The organism is Brevibacillus sp. HB2.2 (genome assembly GCF_013284275.1).
Classification (GTDB): Bacteria; Bacillota; Bacilli; order Brevibacillales; family Brevibacillaceae; genus Brevibacillus; species Brevibacillus brevis_D.
On record NZ_JABSUV010000052.1, the window covers coordinates 21193 to 42325 of the forward strand.

At 48.8% G+C, this 21133-nt stretch carries 19 protein-coding genes and 1 riboswitch; of the genes, 14 read left to right on the forward strand and 5 right to left on the reverse strand.

The features are described from left to right. The first annotated feature begins 2 nt into the window (after nt 1–2). The 4 genes from HP401_RS34760 to HP401_RS34775 all read left to right on the forward strand — a co-directional run bounded on the left by HP401_RS34760 (nt 3) and on the right by HP401_RS34775 (nt 4177). Entirely contained in the window at nt 3–800 is a 798-nt protein-coding gene (locus HP401_RS34760; RefSeq protein WP_173607195.1) for a M15 family metallopeptidase, read from the forward strand. Further along, nucleotides 787–2301 (forward strand): serine racemase VanT catalytic subunit, encoded by a 1515-nt coding sequence (gene vanT / locus HP401_RS34765; RefSeq protein WP_217366235.1) that lies wholly within the window; start codon nt 787–789, stop codon nt 2299–2301. The genes HP401_RS34760 and vanT overlap by 14 nt, the downstream gene beginning before the upstream one ends. 42 nt (nt 2302–2343) lie before the next feature. Beyond that, the gene (locus HP401_RS34770) at nt 2344–3435 is read left to right on the forward strand and encodes a sensor histidine kinase (RefSeq protein WP_173607196.1); all 1092 of its coding nucleotides are present in this window, start codon (nt 2344–2346) and stop codon (nt 3433–3435) included. Between the two features lie 124 nt (nt 3436–3559). After that, nucleotides 3560–4177, forward strand: coding sequence for a hypothetical protein (locus HP401_RS34775; protein ID WP_173607197.1), 618 nt, complete (start codon nt 3560–3562; stop codon nt 4175–4177). Between the two features lie 67 nt (nt 4178–4244). On the opposite strand, the gene HP401_RS34780 is transcribed toward HP401_RS34775, so the two are convergent. From HP401_RS34780 to tnpB, 4 genes are all read right to left on the reverse strand, one after another. Beyond that, the gene (locus HP401_RS34780) at nt 4245–4832 is read right to left on the reverse strand and encodes a CAP domain-containing protein (protein ID WP_173607198.1); all 588 of its coding nucleotides are present in this window, start codon (nt 4830–4832) and stop codon (nt 4245–4247) included. 7 nt (nt 4833–4839) lie between these two features. Beyond that, a riboswitch (cyclic di-AMP (ydaO/yuaA leader) is annotated at nt 4840–4997 on the reverse strand. Nucleotides 4998–5203: 206 nt separating this feature from the next. Further along, nucleotides 5204–6319, reverse strand: coding sequence for an aminopeptidase (locus HP401_RS34785; RefSeq protein WP_012684337.1), 1116 nt, complete (start codon nt 6317–6319; stop codon nt 5204–5206). 95 nt (nt 6320–6414) lie between these two features. Continuing rightward, entirely contained in the window at nt 6415–7614 is a 1200-nt protein-coding gene (locus tag HP401_RS34790) for an iron-containing alcohol dehydrogenase (RefSeq protein ID WP_173607199.1), read from the reverse strand. 152 nt (nt 7615–7766) lie between these two features. Further along, complete coding sequence (gene tnpB, locus HP401_RS34795; protein ID WP_173607200.1) at nt 7767–8891, reverse strand: IS200/IS605 family element RNA-guided endonuclease TnpB; 1125 nt, start codon at nt 8889–8891, stop codon at nt 7767–7769. 362 nt (nt 8892–9253) lie between these two features. Between tnpB and purC the strand changes: the two genes are divergently transcribed. The 7 genes from purC to purN are packed head-to-tail and all read left to right on the forward strand — an operon-like array spanning nt 9254 to nt 16211. Continuing rightward, the gene (gene purC / locus HP401_RS34800) at nt 9254–9973 is read left to right on the forward strand and encodes a phosphoribosylaminoimidazolesuccinocarboxamide synthase (protein ID WP_012684340.1); all 720 of its coding nucleotides are present in this window, start codon (nt 9254–9256) and stop codon (nt 9971–9973) included. Then, the gene (gene purS, locus HP401_RS34805) at nt 9966–10214 is read left to right on the forward strand and encodes a phosphoribosylformylglycinamidine synthase subunit PurS (RefSeq protein ID WP_007717324.1); all 249 of its coding nucleotides are present in this window, start codon (nt 9966–9968) and stop codon (nt 10212–10214) included. Before purC ends, purS begins: the two co-directional genes overlap by 8 nt. 4 nt (nt 10215–10218) lie before the next feature. Continuing rightward, nucleotides 10219–10911 carry a phosphoribosylformylglycinamidine synthase subunit PurQ gene (gene purQ, locus HP401_RS34810; RefSeq protein WP_173607201.1) on the forward strand — a complete coding sequence of 231 codons (693 nt, stop codon included), beginning with the start codon at nt 10219–10221 and terminating at the stop codon, nt 10909–10911. Further along, nucleotides 10892–13135 carry a phosphoribosylformylglycinamidine synthase subunit PurL gene (gene purL, locus HP401_RS34815; RefSeq protein WP_173607202.1) on the forward strand — a complete coding sequence of 748 codons (2244 nt, stop codon included), beginning with the start codon at nt 10892–10894 and terminating at the stop codon, nt 13133–13135. The genes purQ and purL overlap by 20 nt, the downstream gene beginning before the upstream one ends. Then, entirely contained in the window at nt 13120–14538 is a 1419-nt protein-coding gene (gene purF / locus HP401_RS34820; RefSeq protein WP_172141846.1) for an amidophosphoribosyltransferase, read from the forward strand. Before purL ends, purF begins: the two co-directional genes overlap by 16 nt. A gap of 30 nt (nt 14539–14568) precedes the next feature. Further along, nucleotides 14569–15609, forward strand: coding sequence for a phosphoribosylformylglycinamidine cyclo-ligase (gene purM, locus HP401_RS34825; protein WP_173607203.1), 1041 nt, complete (start codon nt 14569–14571; stop codon nt 15607–15609). Continuing rightward, complete coding sequence (gene purN, locus HP401_RS34830; RefSeq protein ID WP_173607204.1) at nt 15603–16211, forward strand: phosphoribosylglycinamide formyltransferase; 609 nt, start codon at nt 15603–15605, stop codon at nt 16209–16211. Before purM ends, purN begins: the two co-directional genes overlap by 7 nt. Before the next feature lie 60 nt (nt 16212–16271). Here purN and HP401_RS34835 read toward each other — a convergent pair whose 3' ends face one another. Continuing rightward, nucleotides 16272–17207, reverse strand: a complete 936-nt coding sequence (locus HP401_RS34835; protein ID WP_173607205.1) for a magnesium transporter CorA family protein — start codon at nt 17205–17207, stop codon at nt 16272–16274. A 425-nt stretch (nt 17208–17632) separates the two neighbouring features. Here HP401_RS34835 and HP401_RS34840 point away from each other — a divergent pair, with 425 nt between their 5' ends. From HP401_RS34840 to purD, 3 genes are all read left to right on the forward strand, one after another. After that, entirely contained in the window at nt 17633–18010 is a 378-nt protein-coding gene (locus HP401_RS34840; protein ID WP_173607206.1) for a hypothetical protein, read from the forward strand. Nucleotides 18011–18190: 180 nt separating this feature from the next. Continuing rightward, entirely contained in the window at nt 18191–19741 is a 1551-nt protein-coding gene (purH, locus tag HP401_RS34845; RefSeq protein ID WP_173607207.1) for a bifunctional phosphoribosylaminoimidazolecarboxamide formyltransferase/IMP cyclohydrolase, read from the forward strand. Between the two features lie 79 nt (nt 19742–19820). After that, nucleotides 19821–21098: a phosphoribosylamine--glycine ligase gene (gene purD / locus HP401_RS34850; RefSeq protein WP_173607208.1), complete on the forward strand. Its 1278-nt coding sequence runs from the start codon at nt 19821–19823 to the stop codon at nt 21096–21098. The last annotated feature ends 35 nt before the right edge of the window (nt 21099–21133 follow it).

A 21133-nucleotide genomic window follows, 5' to 3' on the forward strand; every position in this document is an offset into this window, starting at 1 on the left:
TGATGACACAACCTCACGTCTTTACGGTTACGTTGAACAGCGACAATCTGCATCACGGTCATCTGATCTTGGTGAATCGTCAGTACCCAATCCGCCGGCAAACAGACGACGGTATTCTGCTGAACCGCATGCGGCTGATTGATGGAGCGCACAACAATATGATGATGGAAAATACGGCTGCAAAGATGTTTGCCAAGCTGCTGAAAGCCTGCAACGCAGAAAATGCAATCGTGCCTGTCAGTGGTTTTCGCAGTAAGGCGGAACAAACGGATATTTATGATCAATCCCTGCTCGAAAATGGACAGGTGTTTACCAGTAAATTTGTAGCGCGTCCGAATGAAAGCGAGCATCAGACAGGGCTTGCGATAGATGTAGGGGAGAAAAAGGAAGTAATCGATTTTATTTGCCCTTCTTTTCCCGATCACGGCGTATGCCGAATGTTTCGACAGCACGCTAGTCAATATGGGTTTATCAAACGCTACGACAAAGACAAAGAACAGCATACAGGGATTTCGGATGAGCCTTGGCATTTTCGGTATGTGGGCTATCCGCATGCTGTGTTGATGGAAAAGCTTCAGCTTTGTTTGGAAGAGTATATCGAGTATGTGAAAAACTACGAATTCCATCAGGAGCATTTGCGAGTAGATGAGGAGAGCATTGAAATCTACTATGTAAAAGCTACCGATACAGTTACGCACATCCCGGTTGTGGCTGGTGAGCGCTACGAAATATCGGGCAACAACGTGGATGGATTTATCATTACGGTATTTCATCAGGAGGCACGTAATGAACGTGGGTAGTGAAAAGCAGTATGGCGGGCTGGATCGATTCGGAATCATTGCAGCGATTCTTGTTATCGCCATCCATACTTTTCCACTGCTATCCATAAGTGAATGGGCGGACTTCACACTGAGACAAACAATAGCCAGGGTGGCAGTTCCGTTTTTCTTTATGTGCACAGGCTTTTTCTTCATGCAAAAGCTTGGCTCAGATCGCAACAGAAATGCGTCTATGCTAAAGCAGTTTTTATGGAAAGTAGGAAAGCTATATTTGCTTTCGATCGTTCTCTATCTTCCTGTGAATGTGTATGAGGGGTATTTTACGCTGGTCACAGTGCTGTCTTTTGTTCTTTCAGTGATGGCGATGAAGGCGATCCAGCGCTTTCGAGGTGGGAAACCGGATCAAACTGGGCGAGCATGGGCTGATATCCATCTCCCGCATCTCCAACATAATGTCAGGGAAATCCAGCAGGTTCTCCCCAAGGATTGTGCGATGATGGCAGTCGTTAAGGCGCAGGCATATGGCCACGGCGGATGGCAAATTGCGAGGTTCTTAAACAAGCTCGGGATTGATCACTTCGCCGTTGCCACAATCGATGAAGGAATCGAGCTAAGGAAGAAGGGCGTAAAAGGGGAGATTCTGGTGCTTGGCTATACCGATGAGCGTCGGATACGCCAGATCGCCCGTTTCAAACTGACACAAACCGTAGTAGATGACGAATATGCCCAAACACTGAATGGCTACAACGTGAAAATCCCTGTTCATATCAAGATCGACACGGGGATGGGGAGACTCGGGGAGTCTTGGGAATACACGGAAAAAATAGCGGCTATGTATCGATATAAGCATTTGCAGGTATGCGGTACCTTTACGCATTTGAGTGTGGCTGACAGTTTGGAAGCTTCGGATATTGCATACACGAAAAATCAAATCGACCGTTTCCAAAAAGTGATCGAACAGCTGAAAGAAAAGGGGATCAATCCACAGAAGCTGCACGTCCAAAGCAGTTACGGCGTGCTGAATTACGGGGAGCTGCAATACGATTATGCTCGGATGGGGATCGCTCTCTACGGGATGTTGAGCAAGCAGGGAGACAAGGTAAAAACAAGCGTCGACCTACGACCTGTGCTATCACTAAAAGCAAGAGTTGTGCAGGTGAAACAGGTGGAAAAAGGAGCACCCGTGGGCTACGGACGCGCCCACATAGCGCAGAAGGAAAGTAAGATTGCCATCGTATCTATCGGATATGCAGATGGGGTTCCGCGCATGCTGTCACAAGTGGGGGCTACCTGCTTGATTAGAGGAAAAAGGCGACCGATTATTGGCTTTGTCTGCATGGATCAGCTCATTGTAGATATTTCAGATATGGAAGAGGTGCAAAGAGGGGAGGTTGTGACCTTTATTGGCAGAGATCAAGAGGAGGAGATCACTGCCGAGGAAATGGCCCAATCGTGTAAAACCATTACGAACGAGCTGGTAAGCCGTTTGGGAGAACGGGTTAAAAGAGTCTATCATGATTGATCTTTGGACGAAAACGAGTATAGGGAGTGGTTCATTTTTTCCATGGCGAAGGGGAGACATAGCTTTCGTTTCAAAATGCTTGGGCTTCTTGGGTTTGGCATGCTTCTGGCCGGTATCGTAACCTATCTGCTCTATAAAGTGCTCCAGTTTTACTATCGGGTGGGGGTTAAGTACGAAGATCCACTCACCCAGGTGCGCTATTTCATCAGGGAGATGGGGGATATCAATTTCTTTTTGATTGTCTTTGCTCCCATTGCGATCTTGTTTTTCTATCTCCTGACCAAACGGTATGCTGGCTACTTTCGGGAGATTTCTACGGGCATTCATTATCTCGCGAGTGGAGACTTTACGCGGCATGTCCATATTCCATCCAATGATGAGTTTGCAGAAATCGCCAAGGACATCAATCTAGCAAGCGAAATGCTACAAAAGGCGGTAGAAAGAGGGGATTTCGCCGAAAGCAGCAAGGATCAGCTTGTTTTGAATCTGGCGCATGATTTGCGTACACCACTGACATCTGTTCTGGGTTATCTCGATCTCATTTTGCAAGATGAGCAGATGACACAAGAACAGATGCGGCATTATGTGACAATTGCTTTTACCAAGTCGCATCGATTGGAAAAGCTGATTGATGAGCTATTCGAAATTACGAGAATGAATTACGGCATGGTTACCATCGAGCAAAAGGTCATTGATTTGAGCGAATTGCTTGTCCAGTTAAATGAGGAGATGTATCCTTCCTTTGAGAAAAATGAGCTCGTCGCGCGGTGTACGGTTGCTGCCCAATTAGTGATCGTGGGAGATGGGGAGCTTTTGGCGCGCGTATTTGAGAACATTCTGACCAACGCGATACGCTACGGGGGCGATGGTCAATTTGTCGATTTGAACGCTTATCGCGAGGGCGATGAAGTGGTTGTGCAAATCATGAATTACGGCGACCAGATACCTGAGGAGGCGCTGCCGCATATTTTTGAAATGTTTTTTACAGGCGACAAAGCGCGAACGCATCAAGGGGGAGGAACAGGACTCGGCTTGTTTATTGCAAAAAATATCGTCGAGAAGCATCGGGGAACGATTTCTGTCCAAAGTGATTTGATTCGTACGTGTTTTGAGGTCAGGCTGCCGTACGGATGAAATGATGGCAAAAATAAAAAATGGAGACGCTTCAATGTCTCCATTTTTTTATTGCATAATTCATAGAGATTACAAAACCTGGTAGAATATTCCTATAACGAAATGAATTAACTTTGGGGGAGTTATGAATAAATACACATGGACATTGATAGGTGCGGTAATTGTTGCTGGAATATCATTGGCTACTTGGGCTGGGGCCATTAACCAAGGGGATAAGGAAGCGCTAAACGCATATAAAAAGATGGAACAGGCACGTAACCAAGGGAATGAATCCTTAAGCAAATTGAGTAGTAATGTAACCCTTTCGGATTTTTCAATTCAGGGAGCTGTTTTACCAGAAGCGGATAAAATACGTAAATACAACGATACGAATATGCAAGGACTACTATCTTCAACGGATGAAAAACTTTCCTTCATTATGGAAGGGGATGAAGTAAAAGGTATAGTTTTAGCAACAGATACAGAGCCAATCATGGCTGGTGGTGAAAAAAGTGGCCCTGAATTGTTTGACCTTTACGAGAACATGAAAAATACACTCGGGGAAGATGTAAACATTACGTACTTTAGTTATGCAGGTGGGTTTATCTTCGTTGCAACTGATAGGGAAGGTGAGGAAAGCTTGTGGCTCGATCGACGTGCTTCTACTTTTTTAGAACTTCCTTCGCACAGGCAACTCAAATCTGAAGAAGTTGTAGAAAAAATTCGAGAAGGTGCGGAATCGGTGGATGAAGAAAAGAATTGACAATATCTGAAAAAAAACAAGAAAGCCGGGTCCCCGCTAGAGGACTCGGCATTTATATCCAATTTCATTATCCGATGAATTCTTGTACCCAGTATCCATTCACAAAGCCTACACCGATTTTGGTGAAGGAAGGATTCATGATGTTCTGACGGTGTCCTTCACTGTTCATCCATTGGTTCATGACTTCCTCAGCGGTGCGTTGACCCATGGCGATGTTCTCACCCGCGGTCATAGAAGATACTCCGAATTGTTTCATCATGTCAAATGGAGAGCCATACGTAGGGCTTGTATGGTCAAAGTAGTTGTTGTTGGACATATCAGCCGCTTTTGCTTGTGCAACTTTGTTCAGGGAAGCATCCAGTTCCACTGGCTTCAGACCTGCTTTTGCACGCTCTTGGTTTACCAAATCAGTTACTTGCTTCCCAACAGAGGAAGCATCCACTTGTTGGTTAGCTTGTTTTACTGGCTGTTGAGCTGGCTGCTGTTGATTCGCTGGTGCTGCGTAAGGTGCTTGCATTTGCGGTTGGACAGGTTGCATATATGGTTGATATCCGTATTGCGGACATGTGGTAGCGGCAGAAGCTGTGTTAGAAAAGCCGGAGAGAACAAATCCCAATCCTAATGTAGCAATTGCAACAGTACCAAGGCGTTTCATATTCACATCGTCTCCTTTTTTTGGCCTACGAGGTTAGTTGACGGATTCGGATTGAGGAAACAACCCTACGCACTTTGGCGATTCACCCCATGCAGATCTCTCATCTGCAAGTAAAAAAGCTCCCCCGCACTTCCATTCAAGAGGAAGTTTCGGCTGTTTTGTCTGGCATGACCTAGAATAACAGAGATTCACCGGTGAAAGAAACTCGTAAAATTTGGTAGGATTAATGGGAATATCTCTTGTTTTATTGAGAGGGTGGAGTTGGACACTCACCAATCCTAGACCAGGCCAGACTAACACTTTATTTTCTCTGAACAATAGAAAATGGGCTAGGGAACTCATTCCCTAACCCATTTTTTCATTCATTTCGTTTAAATCAAATTCTCCGGGTTCAAGCCTTCCAGCTCTGGCAACACAAAGCGCCCATCTTTTCTAATAAGCACATCGTCAAACCAGATTTCGCCGCCGCCGTATTCAGGGCGTTGGATTTGGACCAAGTCCCAGTGAACGGAGGAGCGGTTTCCGTTGTCTGCTACTGTGTAAGCATTCCCTGGCGTGAAGTGGAAGCTGCCCGCGATTTTTTCGTCAAACAGGATGTCCAGCATCGGGTGGAGGATGTGCGGGTTGAAGCCGATCGCGAATTCTCCGATATAACGTGCGCCCTCGTCCGTGTCGAGGATGTCGTTCAATGCTTTAGTATTGGAGCTGGTCGCTTCCACGATTTTGCCTTCTTTGAAAGTGAACTGAACATCATTGAAGGTAATGCCGTTGTAGATCGATGCCGCGTTGTAGAAAATCGTTCCTTCCACGGAATCACGTACAGGAGCGGTGTATACTTCGCCATCCGGGATATTGCGTTTGCCGTCACACTTGATGGCATTGATTCCTTTAATGGAGAAGCGCAGGTCCGTTTTTGGGCCGACGATGCGTACACGATCGGTGCGCTCCATCAGCTCTTTCAACGGAGTCATGGCAGCGGACATTTTCGCGTAGTCCAGATTGCAGACGGAGAAGTAGAAGTCCTCAAAGCTCTCGAGACTCATTTTGGACAGCTGTGCCATCGACTTGTTTGGGTAGCGCAGTACAACCCAGCGTTTGTTCGGAACGCGCTCGTTCGTATGTACAGGTTGATACAGGACACGAGCGTAAATGCCCATTTTGTCGTCCGGTACGTCGGCATACTCGTTGATGTTGTCGTAGGCGCGGATGGCGATGTAAGCGTCCATGTCCTTCATCCGGTCATACTCGTATTTTGCCATCAGAGCCATATGTTCTTCGCTCGTGCCTTGATAGAGTGCACGCATGACTTCCTGGTCTTTTAAGGTGACCAAAGGCAGAGCCCCAACTGCAAATGATTCACGCACAAGTGCACGAACGAGTTCAGGTTGCAGGCCTGTATTTTCGATCAGAACTTTTTCGCCTTTTTGCAAATGGAGTGAGTAACGGACGAGACGGCTTGCCAGTTCATTAATGCGTGGATCTGCCATGGTGGTAACCTCCGTAGTAAAATAATTTTGATTAATGATTAATTTGTATTATTACATAACTGAGCGTAGGCTCGCCAGTGTGTTTGATGCTTCCATTACAGGCAAGCCTCGTAGATCGCGATTACATCGGATTCATTCAATTTTCGTGAGCTAGGCAGATACCCGATTCCGCGTCCGCCAATGCGAACGGCTTCCTCAGCCATTTGGGCCAGTGATTGTTTGGTCACACCGAAGTCAGACAGACGTTCTGTGATCCCCATACGCTCATACCAACGGCGAACGGCATCAATCGTTGCTTGTGCTGCTTCGTCCTCGTTCTCCACCGTAACGCCAAAACAATGACGTCCCATACGGGCTAGTCTCTCGGGACGATCTAGCAATATCACCTGTTCGAAATACGGAAGGGACAGGATCGCCAGTCCACGACCGTGAGCCATATCGTAGATTCCGCTCAGCGGATGTTCAATTCCGTGCAAAGGCATGCCAGCACCGCGACCGCCAGCAGCGAAGGGACTGATGCCCAATGTGCTCGCCCATAAAAGGGTGGATCGTGCTTCTGCGTTGTCTGGTTGCTGGATCGCTGTGATGGAGTGCTCGACGACGAGGCGAATGAGTGTTTCGGAAATCCCGTCCTGAACGTGGGTCCCTTCCGCGCTGATCAAATAGTTTTCAAACAGATGGGAAAAGATATCGGCGCAAGACTCTGCTGTGACGCGAGCCGGAACGGTAAAGGTGACAGACGGATCGAGAATGGCAATCTTCGGGTAAAGTGCTGGACCGTTGATCGAAGATTTTTCATGCGTGTCCCAATGAGTCAGGACGCTGATATGGTTTGCTTCCGAACCAGTAGCGGCTACTGTCGGGACGGTCATGATCGGCAGTGCTTCCTGAACGGGTACCAGTAATTGACCAGAACCGCTCGGATTTCCCCGCATGTAATCGTAAATCGGGCGTCCGGAAACGGCTGCTGCCGCAATCGCTTTGGAGGCATCCATTACGGAGCCGCCACCGATAGCCAGAATGAAGTCACACTGATGCTCACGCGCAAGCGCAGCTCCGGCATCAACCGTTGCCGTACGCGGATTCGGTTCGATTTTGTCAAAAACAAGATACGCCACTTGAGCTTCCTGCAACAGAGCCTTGGCGCGGTCCAAAAGTCCTGTACGTTTGGCAGCATTGCCGCCTGTAACGAGCAATGCTTTTTGGCCTAATGATTTTGCTTCTTGGCCCAAACGTTCCAGTTCGCCTATGCCAAAGTAAATTTTGGTAGGAAAAGACACTTCAAATGGAAACATCTGAAATTCCTTCTTTCACGTATTGGTTATACCACTGACAAGTTTATCTTGAACCCTCCCTCCACCTACGCTACTGCTTGGAGGTGGGGGATTCTTGGGTAGTCACTTCTACCGAAGTGAAATGCGCCAAGCTATCCCTGTCGTCCCGACAGTTAAGTTGTGAGACACAACAAACGAAGTCCTTCTCGCTCAATATTGATCGCGGCATTCTCGTCACGGTCATGCTGTGTCCCGCAGTTCGAACATGTCCATTCTCGCAAGTTCAGATTCTTGACATCTTTACTGCGGTTCCCGCAGTTTGGTGTGGAGCAAAGTTGGCTGGAAGGAAATTGTTTACCGACAAAGGAGAGTGTTCGTCCATACCATTCGGCTTTGTATGTCAACATGGCGCGAAAAGTGGACCATGACGCATCGGCAATACTTTTGGCCAGCTTTTGATTTTTGATCAGGTGGTTTACTTGCAAATCCTCCAAACAGATCACTTTGTTTTCGTGAATCAGTCGGGTGGACAGTTTATGCAGGAAGTCGTTTCGGGTGTTGGCTACTTTTTCATGCAAGATGGCTACTATTCTTCTCGCTTTTTCGTAATTTTTCCCGCCTTTTTGCCTATGTGAAAGTTTCCTTTGCCATTGGTTCAGTTTCTTTTCATACAGAAGAAAGTACTTGGGATTCCTGATCTTTTCCACAGTGGAAAACGTAGCAAAATCTTTGAGACCCAGGTCAATACCAATGGTTTTCTCTTTTCCAACAGGAATATACGGAGAGTAAGGTACCTCACAAAGCACCGAAACAGAATATTTCCCGCTTGGATTCCGTCTAACCGTTGCATTTAGAATCCGCCCTTCTACCTCTCTGGATTTTGCAAATGTCACCCAGCCAAGCTTCGGCAGTTTGATTTGATTACCGTCGATTCTGATGTTTCCATTCGTATGTTTCGTAGTGTATGACTGGACTCTATTCTTCTTACTTTTAAAACATGGGACTTCATTTTGTTTCTTGAAAAATCGTGAGAAAGCATCTGCGAGGTTGTCGAGGGAAGATTGAAGGGCTGTGCTGTCTACTTCTTGGAGCCAAGGCTGTTCCTTTTTTAACTGCGGTAGTTGAGCAGAACAAGAATGGTAGGTTAACCCCTTGCCTGTTTGTTTGTAGGTTTCGTTCCAACGTGCCAGAAATCGATTGAACACAAATCGACTGCAACCCAATGTTTTCTCGATGAGTACTGCTTGTTCATGATTGGGAAAAATGCGAAACTGAAACGATTTTTTACGTAGCATCATGATTCACCTCCTCCCATGAAAAGTTTACCACAAAAGGAACGTACGTTCTACGAAAGATTGGGGAACAACCAAAAAGCAGAGGTCCTTCCTTCGTAGCGCCGATTCATCCCCCACTTTCGCCAAGCTATGCAAGGCTTAGAAGTGGGAGTCTTCTCGGCTGTTATAATAAAGCTAGTATGAAGGGTATGTAAACGAATGTTAAAGAATGTAGGTGTGAAAATATAATGTAAATCCCGAACATTTGTCGAAGTCTATTCCAGCATTTTTCGTTGATAAATGCGTATGTTTGTGTTTTAATGTAGTTGAAACGTTCGTGAATTAACCAAAACTCAACCTTTTTGACTGGGAAGGTGACTCCTACGGTGGAAAAACAGGAACAACTCTACGAAGGTAAGGCGAAACGTATTTATCGGACATCTTTGCCTGATCAGTACTGGGTAGAGTACAAAGACGACGCAACAGCATTTAATGGAGAGAAACGGGCGCAAATCACCGGAAAAGGTGAGCTGAACAACCGCATTACGGCAATCTTTTTCACCATGCTGAAGGAGCGGGGCATCGACAACCATTTTGTCCGTCTGCTGTCCGCCACAGAGCAAGTTGTTCGCAAAGTGGAGATTATCCCTTTGGAGGTAGTCGTTCGCAATATCGCAGCAGGCTCATTGGCCAAGCGTCTTGGCATGGAAGAAGGAACTGTGCTTCCGCAGCCCGTTGTCGAGTTTTACTACAAGGATGACGCACTGGGAGATCCATTGGTGAATGCCTCCCATATCAAAGTGTTGGGGATTGCAAGCGAGAGTGACCAGGCGACATTGGAGCGCATGGGTCTTGCTGTAAACGAGGTCCTCGTGCCTTACCTGCGCGAGCGCAACATTACCTTGGTCGATTTCAAACTGGAATTCGGAAAAACAGCGGACGGGGAGATTCTCCTCGCCGATGAAATATCCCCGGATACATGCCGTTTCTGGGATTCGGTAACGAATGAAAAGCTCGACAAAGACCGCTTCCGCCGCGATTTGGGTAATGTGGAGGAAGCTTACAAAGAAATGCTTACGAGACTAGGAGGAGACGTACATGTTTAAAGCTGTTGTTTATGTAACATTGCGCGAGAGTGTTTTGGACCCGCAAGGACACGCTGTAAAAGGTGCTCTGCACACCTTGGGTTTTGATGAAGTAAACAATGCACGCATCGGGAAGTACATGGAGCTGGAATTGAACACTTCTGACCGTGCGCAAGCCGAAGAGCGTGTACGTGAAATGTGCGAAAAGCTGTTGGCCAATACGGTGGTAGAAGACTATCGCTTTGATATCGTGGAGGGCTAAGGATATGCGAGTAGCCGTTATCGTCTTTCCAGGCTCGAACGCCGACGTTGATTTGTTTAACGCAGTTGAAGACGTAATGGGAGTGCCTGTGGATTACGTATGGCATTCCGATACGGATCTTTCTAAATATGATGCGATTCTCTTGCCAGGCGGATTCTCTTATGGAGATTATCTGCGCTGTGGTGCGGTCGCTCGTTTTTCACCCGTCATGGAGCAAGTGGTGAAGGCAGCAGAAGAAGGCAAGCTGATCATGGGAATCTGCAATGGCTTCCAGATTCTGACCGAAGTTGGACTGTTGCCAGGAGCACTCTTGCGTAACCGTTCACTGAAATTCCGTTGCAAGCTGTCCGAATTACGTGTGGAAAACAACGATACCTCCTTTACCAGTGATTTCGCGGCAGGGGAAGTTATCCAAATTCCGATCGCGCATGGCGAAGGAAACTACTACTGTGATGAGGAAACGCTGGCGAAGCTAAAAGCGAACAAACAAATCGTTTTCCGCTATCATGGCGAGAATCCGAATGGTTCTCTGGAAGACATCGCGGGCATTTGCAACGAACGTGGAAACGTACTTGGCATGATGCCTCACCCGGAGCGTGCCGTCCACTCTTGGATGACTTCCGATGACGGACGCCGCATGTTTACCTCGATCCTGAAGACTTGGAGGGAGCAGAACAGTGTCACAACTCACGCATAAAGAACCGACAGCCGAACAAATTGCCGATCAAAAACTGTACAAAGAAATCGGTCTGACTGACGAAGAATATCAGCGTGTCGTAGAAATTCTCGGCCGCAAGCCGAACTGGACGGAGACAGGTCTGTACAGCGTTATGTGGTCGGAGCACTGCTCCTACAAAAACTCCAAGCCTGTCCTGCGTCGTTTCCCGACAAAAGGACCTCGCGTTTTGCAAGGACCTGGGGAAGGTGCGGGTATTGTCGACATCGGAGACAATCAGGCGGTTGTTTTCAAAATCGAAAGCCATAACCACCCATCAGCGATCGAGCCTTATCAAGGGGCTGCGACTGGCGTGGGCGGTATCATCCGTGACGTATTCTCGATGGGCGCACGTCCGATTGCACTGCTCAATTCGCTTCGATTCGGGGAGCTCAAGTCTCCACGTGTCAAATATTTGTTTGAAAACGTCGTTGCAGGTATTGCAGGCTACGGGAACTGCATCGGGATTCCGACTGTGGGTGGCGAAGTGAATTTCGACCCTACGTATGAAGGCAATCCGCTTGTCAACGCCATGTGTGTCGGCTTGATCGACCACGAGAAGATTCAAAAAGGGGTAGCGTCCGGTATCGGCAACCCTGTTATCTACGTTGGTGCAAGTACGGGGCGTGACGGTATTCACGGGGCGACCTTCGCATCCGAGGAGCTCACAGAAGAGTCCGAGAAAAAACGCCCGGCCGTACAAGTTGGCGATCCATTCATGGAAAAGCTCCTGCTGGAAGCGTGCCTGGAGCTGATCGACACGGGTATCGTTGTCGGGATTCAGGACATGGGAGCGGCTGGCTTGACGAGCTCTAGCTCCGAGATGGCATCCAAGGCAGGGAACGGAATCGAGATGAACCTGGATCTGGTGCCACAACGCGAAGCAGGCATGTCTGCATACGAAATGATGCTGTCTGAGTCTCAGGAGCGTATGCTCGTCGTCGTGGAAAAAGGCAAAGAGGCAGAAGCGATTGCGATTTTTGACAAATGGGGTTTGGCGTCCGCTGTCGTGGGCAAAGTAACCGAAGACAGCAAGCTGCGCTTGTTGCACCAAGGTGAGGTAGTAGCAGAGGTGCCAGTAGACAGCTTGGCTGACGACGCGCCTGTGTACCATCGTCCATCTGCGGTGCCTGCTTACTACGAAGCAAACGCGAATGTAGATGTGTTGGCAGCGATCCAAGAACCGAAAGATCTGAATGGTACGCTGAAAAGCTTGCTGGCTCAACCAACCGTGGCGAATAAAGCGTGGGTATATGAGCAATACGATCATATCGTGCGTGCAAACACAGCTGTAAAGCCTGGTTCTGACGCTGCTGTTGTTATGGTGCGCGGTACTCGCAAGGCCCTTGCTATGAGTACAGATTGCAACGGTCGCTATGTGTACCTCGATCCAAAAGTGGGCGGTGCCATTGCGGTTGCAGAATCTGCGCGCAACGTCGTCTGCTCCGGTGCAGAGCCGCTGGCGATTACGGACTGCCTGAACTTCGGAAGTCCGGAAAAGCCTGAGGTGTTCTGGCAATTTGAAAAATCGTGCGAGGGCATGAGCGAAGCGTGCGTAGCACTCGATGCTCCGGTCATCGGCGGAAACGTATCTTTTTACAATGAACGCAGCGGTGACGCGATCTATCCAACCCCAACGGTGGGAATGGTCGGCTTGATCACTGATGTTGACCATATTACGACCCAGGATTTCAAAAACGAAGGCGACGCGATCATCTTGTTGGGCGAGACCTTTGCTGAGCTGGGCGGTAGTGAGTATCAAAAGATGGCTACGGGCAGCATTTCCGGACGTCCTCCACAAATCGATCTGACTAAGGAAGCGGTCGTACAAAAGCTGGTTCTCACAGCGATTCGCCAAGGTCTGGTGAACTCCGCACACGATCTGTCCGAAGGTGGTCTCGGTGTCGCACTGGCTGAATCTTGCTTCGGCAAAGGCGTCGGTGCACAGGTGGCGCTTACGTCTGAGCTGCGTACTGATGCGCTCTTGTTCAGTGAATCTCAATCTCGCATCTTGCTCAGTGCTTCTGGGGAGCAAGCGGCGGCGATTCTCGCATTGGCAGGTGAACTTGGCGTACCTGCTGAAAACATCGGTACGGTCGGCGGCGATCGTCTGGTAGTGAATGTGAACGGTACAGAAGCGATCAACGCTTCGACTCAAGAGGTGAAAGCAGCCTGGAAGGATGCGATTCCATGTTTGATCGGTTAATCTGGGACAAATTGAATGAAGAATGCGGCGTTTTTGGCATCTACAACCACAAAGAAGCATCCCAATTGACCTATCTGGGTCTGCACGCCCTTCAGCATCGCGGTCAGGAGAGCGCAGGTATCTGCGCCTCCGACGGCGAGAAATGGTATAAGCACCGCGGAATGGGTCTCGTGTCAGAGGCTTTTGGCAAGGGCGATTTGGAGAAGTTTAGTGGTCATATCGCAATTGGTCATACCCGTTATACGACTGCTGGTTCGAGTAAGATTGAAAACGCCCAACCGCTCTTTTTCCGCTATGCACAAGGCAGCATGGCAGTTGCCCACAACGGGAATCTCGTAAATGCCGCTGTGCTTAGAAAAGAGCTGGAAGCAAAGGGCTCCATTTTTCAGACGACCAGTGACACTGAGGTGATCGCACACCTGATCGCCCGCTCTGAGTGCAAGGATTTGCCAGGAGCGGTAAAGGACGCCCTGCAATACATCAAGGGAGCGTATGCGCTTCTCGTCATGAACGAAAACCAGCTCGTGATCGCCCTCGATCCGAATGGCTTGCGTCCGCTGTCACTGGGACGTCTCGGAGATGCGATCACTGTCGCGTCCGAGACTTGTGCGTTCGATATCATTGGCGCGCAGTACTGGCGTGACGTGCAACCGGGTGAGCTGATCGTCATCGACAAGAATGGCATTACCGAGAGCAAGCATACAGAAACGACACAGCGTTCAATTTGTACGTTTGAATACATTTATTTTGCCCGACCAGATAGCGACATCGACGGAATCAACGTCCACATGGCGCGCAAACGTCTGGGCAAGCAGCTGGCATTGGAATCCGCGATTGATGCGGATGTCGTCACAGGTGTACCGGATTCGAGTATCTCTGCTGCTATCGGATTTGCGGAAGCCACAGGAATTCCGTACGAAATCGGCTTAATCAAAAACCGCTATGTCGGTCGTACCTTCATTCAGCCGAGTCAGGAGCTGCGTGAGCGGGCTGTCTATCTCAAGCTGTCTGCGGTTCGCAAAGTAGTGGAAGGCAAACGCGTCGTGATGATTGACGACTCCATTGTTCGTGGTACGACGAGTAATCGGATCGTCCGCATGCTGCGTGAAGCTGGCGCCAAAGAAGTGCATGTGCGCATCAGCTCTCCGCCTGTTATGAATTCTTGCTTTTACGGCATAGACACCTCGTCGCGTGAGGAACTGATTGCGTCAACCAAATCCGTAGAGGAAATTCGTCAAATCATTGAGGCTGATTCGCTGTCGTTCTTGTCTATTGAAGGAATGATCGATGCAATTGGCCGCACCGATTCGGCTCCTAATAGAGGACACTGCCTCGCATGCTTTAACGGAGAATATCCGACAGAGATTGAGTTCGAAGAAGCGCTACCTGCGCTCAAATGCTAATACAAGCACCTCTTGCTAGGGGGAGAAACGATGAGTGAAGCATATAAACAAGCTGGCGTAGACATCGATGCGGGCAACGAAGCCGTCGAGCGCATGAAAAAGCACGTCAAAAGAACATTCCGCCCGGAAGTTATGACTGATTTGGGCGGGTTCGGAGCGCTGTTTCGCCTGGATACCAAAAAATACGAGAATCCGATTCTCGTTTCCGGCACAGATGGGGTTGGAACCAAGCTAAAGCTCGCTTTTGCCATGGACAAACACGATACAATCGGCATCGATGCGGTCGCTATGTGCGTCAATGACGTAGTGGTTCAAGGCGCAGAGCCGCTCTTTTTCCTCGATTATCTGGCAGTAGACAAGGTCATTCCGGAAAAAATCGAAGCGATTGTCAAAGGGATCGCGGAAGGCTGCTCCCAGTCCGGCTGCTCGCTGATTGGCGGGGAGACTGCCGAGATGCCTGGCATGTACGCAGAAGGCGAATACGACATCGCAGGCTTTACCGTAGGTGTCGTGGACGAGAGCAAAATGATTACGGGGGCTTCCGTGGCGGCAGGCGATGTACTGATCGGTCTGGCTTCCAGCGGCGTGCACAGCAATGGCTTCTCGCTCGTTCGCAAGGTTCTTTTGGCAGACAAAGGCATGTCCCTGCATGATCATGTTGACGTATTGGGCAAAAAGCTCGGCGAAGAGCTGCTGACACCGACCCGCATTTATGTGAAGCAAGTGCTATCCGTTCTTGCGTCACATGAAGTGAAAGCGCTGGTACACATCACAGGCGGCGGCTTTACTGAAAACATTCCACGCGTGCTTCCAGAAGGAATGCAGGCTGTGATCAACGTTGGTTCCTGGCCTGTGCTGCCAATTTTCGAGCTGGTACAAGAGGCGGGGAACATCTCTTACCCGGATATGTACAAAACGTTCAACATGGGCATTGGCATGATGCTTGTCGTGAAGCCGGAAGACGCAGTGAGTGTGATGGAAAAGCTGCAAGAGCTGGGAGAACAGGCGTATTTGATCGGAAATATTCAAGCGGGAGAGCGCAAAGTCGTATACAACGGGGTGGAATGGTGAGAAAGCTGGCCATTTTCGCCTCAGGCAGCGGCTCCAACTTTGAAGCGATCGTGCAGGCTGTACAGGACGGCAGGCTCGCAGGTGTAGAAGTTGCCTTACTCGTGTGCGACAAGCCCGGCGCCAAGGTTTTGGAACGGGCAGAGCGTTTAGGAATCGACGCCTTTGTATTTCAACCGAAGGAGTATGCAGACAAGGCTGCTTTTGAGCAGGAAATAGTGGCACAGCTCCAAAAACGCGATATATCGCTGGTTGTGCTGGCAGGCTACATGCGATTGGTGGGCGACACTCTTTTGTCATCCTACGAAGGAAAAATCATCAATCTGCATCCGTCACTTTTGCCTGCTTTCCCTGGAAAAGACGCGGTTGGTCAGGCACTCGCATACGGGGTAAAGATAACGGGGGTAACGGTACATTTGGTTGATGCCGGTCTGGATACAGGGCCGATCATTGCCCAGATTCCCGTAGCAGTGCAAGAAGCAGATACGGCTGAGACCTTGTCGGCTCGCATCCATGCTGTGGAGCATGAGCTTTTGGTGAAGGTCATTGGCTACTTAGCAGAAGAGAGAGTGAAGCTGGAAGGAAGGCTTGTCCAGCTGACGTGAATCGAGAGAGAAAGCAGTAACCGACATCCTTTTACGATGTCGGTTTTTTGGTCATCCGTTTTAAAAATACTTCTTTCTCCAAAACAGGAGGGCTGTTACGGACGTAATGGCGGTGGACATGATCATAATGATTGTGAATGCGTGCGGATGATCCTGAAAAGGAAGCCCGACGTTCATCCCGTAAAAGGTGCCAATCACCATAGGTAACGTGATGACAATAGTAATGGCGGTCAACAGCTTCAATACGCGATTCAGATTATTGGAGATGACGGAGCCAAAGCCATTCATGATGTTCCCTAAAATGGCGGTATAGATTTCCGTCATTTTGATGGCCTGCTTGGTTTCGATTTTTACTTCTTCCAGCAGCGCCTTATCTTCCTCGTACATTTTCAAATAACTGCCGCTCCGAAGCAGGGAGATCAACAGACTGTTCGTTTCCAGGGACGTCGAAAAATAGACGAGACTTTTCTGCAATTCAAGCAAAGTAAGCAGTTCATTGTTTTTCGTCGATTGTCGCAACGATTTTTCCAGCGTTTCTGTCTGCTTGTTGATTTTTTTTAAGTAATGCAAATAATCATGCGACGTATTTGACAAAATTTGCAGGACGAACCGGTTTCGCATGTGCGTGTGAAAGCTTTTCACTTTTCCTTGGACGAACTCATTCATGACAGCCGTTTCTACCAGACAAACCGTTAAGATATAATCCTCCGTCACCATGATTCCCAATGGAACCGTCGTATAGTTTTCCTTCGTCGCTTCTTTCGTGGAGACTGGGATGTCCACGTAGAGCTTCACGCGGTTCCCTTCCTTGTCGATCCGTCCGATTTCTTCGTCATCAAGGGCATCCTGTAAAAAATGAAGGTCAATCGACAACTCCCTGACGACTTGTTGCTTTTCTTGCTCAGAAGGATCGGTCAGATGAATCCAGCAGCCTTTTTCAAATTGTTGCAGTTCTTCTATTTTTCCGAGGGTATTCGTTTTGTAAATGTTCAACATGGTTTTCTCATCCTTTCGCAAAGAAGGATCGGAGGGATACGACCATGTTGCGCAAGCATGTCTGCATATAGATATCTACATACACTCGTCCCATAAAAAGGGAGAATGATAAATAAGGTATGGGGAACATGCCGCAGCGCCACAAGGCCGGAAAATTCTCCGTACACAATCTTGATTGCAGTTATTCATTCCGCAACTTGGACTACTGTCCATTAAAACGTTCCCCCCCTTTCGAAAATAAAAACCATCTTGCTTTCTCGTCCTTCATACATGTTATTCATGTCCTTTCAGACGGTGTCGGCTTCTAACATGACCGACTCACCCTATTTTGCTGCTATTCATCCTCTGCGAATCATGACAAACCAAATCAACTCTTGTGACATACAGTAATAAAGAAGGATATTCCCACAAAGGGAGGGGCCGACTTGAGCGGAGATTTTGTTTCGAACTTGCTCGATAAGCTAAGCCAAAAAACAGGGCGGCAATGGACGCTTAACGATATTATGAAGCTCGCGGAAAAAATGCCGAAGGGCGGAGCCAATGTAGATGCGCTGCTCGATGAGCTGGGAAATATGGGATTCGAAGTGCCAGAGGAGACGAAAGAGCGCGTCAGGGATCGTGTAAAGGACGGCAATTCCATCTCCATGGAAGAGCTAGGGGACTTAATGCCCAAAGAAGTAAAGGCGAAAAGCCGCAAGTCGAAGAAGCCAATCAAGCCAATCAGGGCGACTGCCAAAGGCAAATCAGTCTCTCTGACAGATCGCATCAAAAGGTTATCAGGCAAAGGCAAGAAAAAACGATAATTTCATCAAAGCAAATACATGTGATGCAGTCGCAAGTGCCGAACAGGCATGGGCGGCTGTGTTTGTTTTCCTGACGAAGTTATTGATAATAGCGTACAATTATTTTATACTATAGAAGTATTGTTCGTGTTTTGGTCAATAGTTACTCATGTTTTCACTAAAATTCAGGAGGTTCTATCCGTGAGTGTGAAAAAAGCGTTGATCAGCGTTTCTGACAAGACAGGATTGATTCCGTTTGCCCGTCGATTGGTAGCCGCCGGGGTACAGATCATATCTACCGGGGGTACGGCTTCTCTTTTAAAAGCAGAGGGAGTTCCCGTTATTGGCATTTCTGAAGTGACTGGATTTCCAGAAATTTTGGACGGTCGCGTCAAAACGTTGCATCCCAATATCCACAGCGGCCTCTTGGCTGTAAGGGACAGTGAAGCACATGTGCAGCAACTAAAAGACCTTGGGATTGAGACCATTGATCTGGTTGTCGTGAACCTTTATCCTTTCAAGGAAACAATAGCGAAGCCAGACGTGACATATGAAGATGCCATTGAGAATATTGATATTGGTGGACCAACAATGCTGCGTTCTGCTGCGAAAAATCACGCGTTTGTCAGTGTCGTGGTCGATGCAGCCGATTATGAAAAAGTAGCAGAAGAAATTGAAGCAAATGGCGATACTACGCTAGAAACCCGTCGTAAGCTGGCAGCAAAAGTTTTCCGTCATACAGCTGCCTATGATGCCTTGATCTCTCGCTATTTGAGTGAGCAGGTGGGTGAACTGCTGCCTGAGAGCTACACCGTGACTTACGAGAAAGCACAGGATTTACGCTATGGGGAAAATCCACACCAACGTGCGGCATTTTACCGTGAGCCGTTATCGGATCAGTTGAGCATCGGGAATGCGAGCCAACTGCAAGGAAAAGAGCTTTCCTATAACAACATCAATGACGCAGACGCAGCGTTGGCGATTGTACGCGAATTCGCTGAACCTGCTGTCGTTGCGATCAAGCACTCCAACCCGTGTGGAGTAGGGATCGGTACTGATATTCGCGCCGCTTACCAAAAAGCGTACGAAGCAGACCCTGTCTCTATTTATGGTGGGATCGTTGCAGCAAATCGCCCGATTGACCGTGACACCGCACTCGCGATGAAAGAGATTTTCTTGGAAATTATTATCGCACCAGACTTCACCGACGAGGCGTTGGCTGTTCTGGCTGAGAAAAAGAACCTGCGTCTCTTGCGTATTTCTGCGCTGAATGAACCAGCCAAAAAAGTGGACAATCTGTTCCGCGTGGCTCCTGTTGCAGGCGGGGCACTCATTCAAGACTTCGACTACAAGCAGCTCGAAGAAAACGAGATTCAAGTGGTTACAGACCGCAAGCCTTCGGAAGAGGAACTGGCACAGCTGAAATTCGCGTGGAAGGTCGTCAAGCACGTCAAATCGAACGCGATTCTCTTGGCAAAAGACAATATGACGATCGGCGTGGGCGCAGGACAGATGAACCGCGTTGGGGCAGCGAAAATCGCCATCGAGCAAGCAGGTGCATTGGCAAGTGGCTCGGTTATGGCCTCAGATGCGTTTTTCCCGATGGGAGATACCGTGGAAGCGGCAGCCAAAGCAGGGATTACCGCTATCATCCAGCCAGGCGGCTCCATTCGCGACCAAGAATCGATTGATGCTTGCAACCGAGCAGGCATTGCGATGATCTTTACCGGCACGCGTCATTTCAAGCACTAAAAGAGGCTATTTGGGAGTAACTTTCGCTTTTTTAACACGTATGAAAGAGTGGATTACCTCTCACACAGGAGGAAATACGATGAAAATATTAGTGGTCGGTGGCGGCGGTCGAGAACACACGATTGCCTGGAAGCTGTTGCAAAGCTCTAAAGTGACAAAGGTATACTGTGCGCCAGGAAATGGGGGCACCGCCCAAATCGCTCAAAACGTACCGATCGGTGTCCATGATTTTGCTGCACTGGTTCAATTCGTCAAGGATGAGGGAATCGATCTGACTGTCGTTGGCCCAGAAGATCCTTTGCTGGCGGGGATTGTAGACTTTTTCCAGGAGCGCAATCTGCCGATCTATGGCCCGAACCAAAAAGCGGCAATGATCGAGGGAAGCAAGTCTTTTGCGAAAAGTTTAATGAAACGCTACGAGATTCCGACGTCTGCCTATGAATCATTTCTGGATTACGAATCGGCGAGTGCGTATGTGAGAGAGCAGGGCGCTCCTATCGTTGTCAAAGCGGACGGCTTGGCAGCGGGGAAAGGGGTCGTTGTCGCAGAAACGGTGGAGGAAGCGGAAGAGGCACTTCGTCAGATTATGCAGGAAAGCGTCTTTGGTGAAGCGGGAGCGCGCGTGGTCATTGAGGAGTGCATGTTCGGCGAAGAGCTGTCGCTGTTGTCTTTCGTCGATGGAGAGACGGTTAAACCGATGATTACTTCTCAGGATCATAAGCGAATCTTCAATGATGACCGCGGCCCGAATACAGGCGGCATGGGAACGTACGCCCCGGTACCGCAAATGTCTGCTGAGCTGGTGGACGAGATCGTCAAAACGATTGTCCAGCCGATGGCGTCAGGGATGGCCAAGGATGGCATTCCGTTCAAAGGCATTCTCTATACAGGTCTGATGATTACGGAGCAAGGCCCGAAAGTCGTGGAGTTCAATGCGCGTTTTGGCGATCCAGAGACACAGGTGCTCTTGCCGTTGCTCGAAACAGATTTGCTCGATATTTTTGTCGGAACGATCAATGGTGAGCTCGATGCAGTCGATGTGACATGGCAAAAAGGAAGTGCTGTCTGTGTCGTCATGGCAGCGCCGGGTTATCCGGGAGAATATCCAAAGGGTGCGCTGATTCACGGACTGGGTCAGGCAAACGAGGGAGCTACGGTGTTTCACGCAGGTACGAAGGAAACCGAGGAAGGTATCGTTACGAGCGGTGGCCGTGTGCTTGGCGTCGTGGCAACAGGAGCGGATTTGGCGCAAGCGCGTGAGACGGCGTACGCGAAGGTGCAGGGGATCTCGTTTGATGGGGCACAGTATCGCACGGATATTGCGGCACGAGCGATGAAGTATCAGCAAAAGAGATAAAAAAAGAACAAGCTGTTCCTTCTGTAGAGATTTCT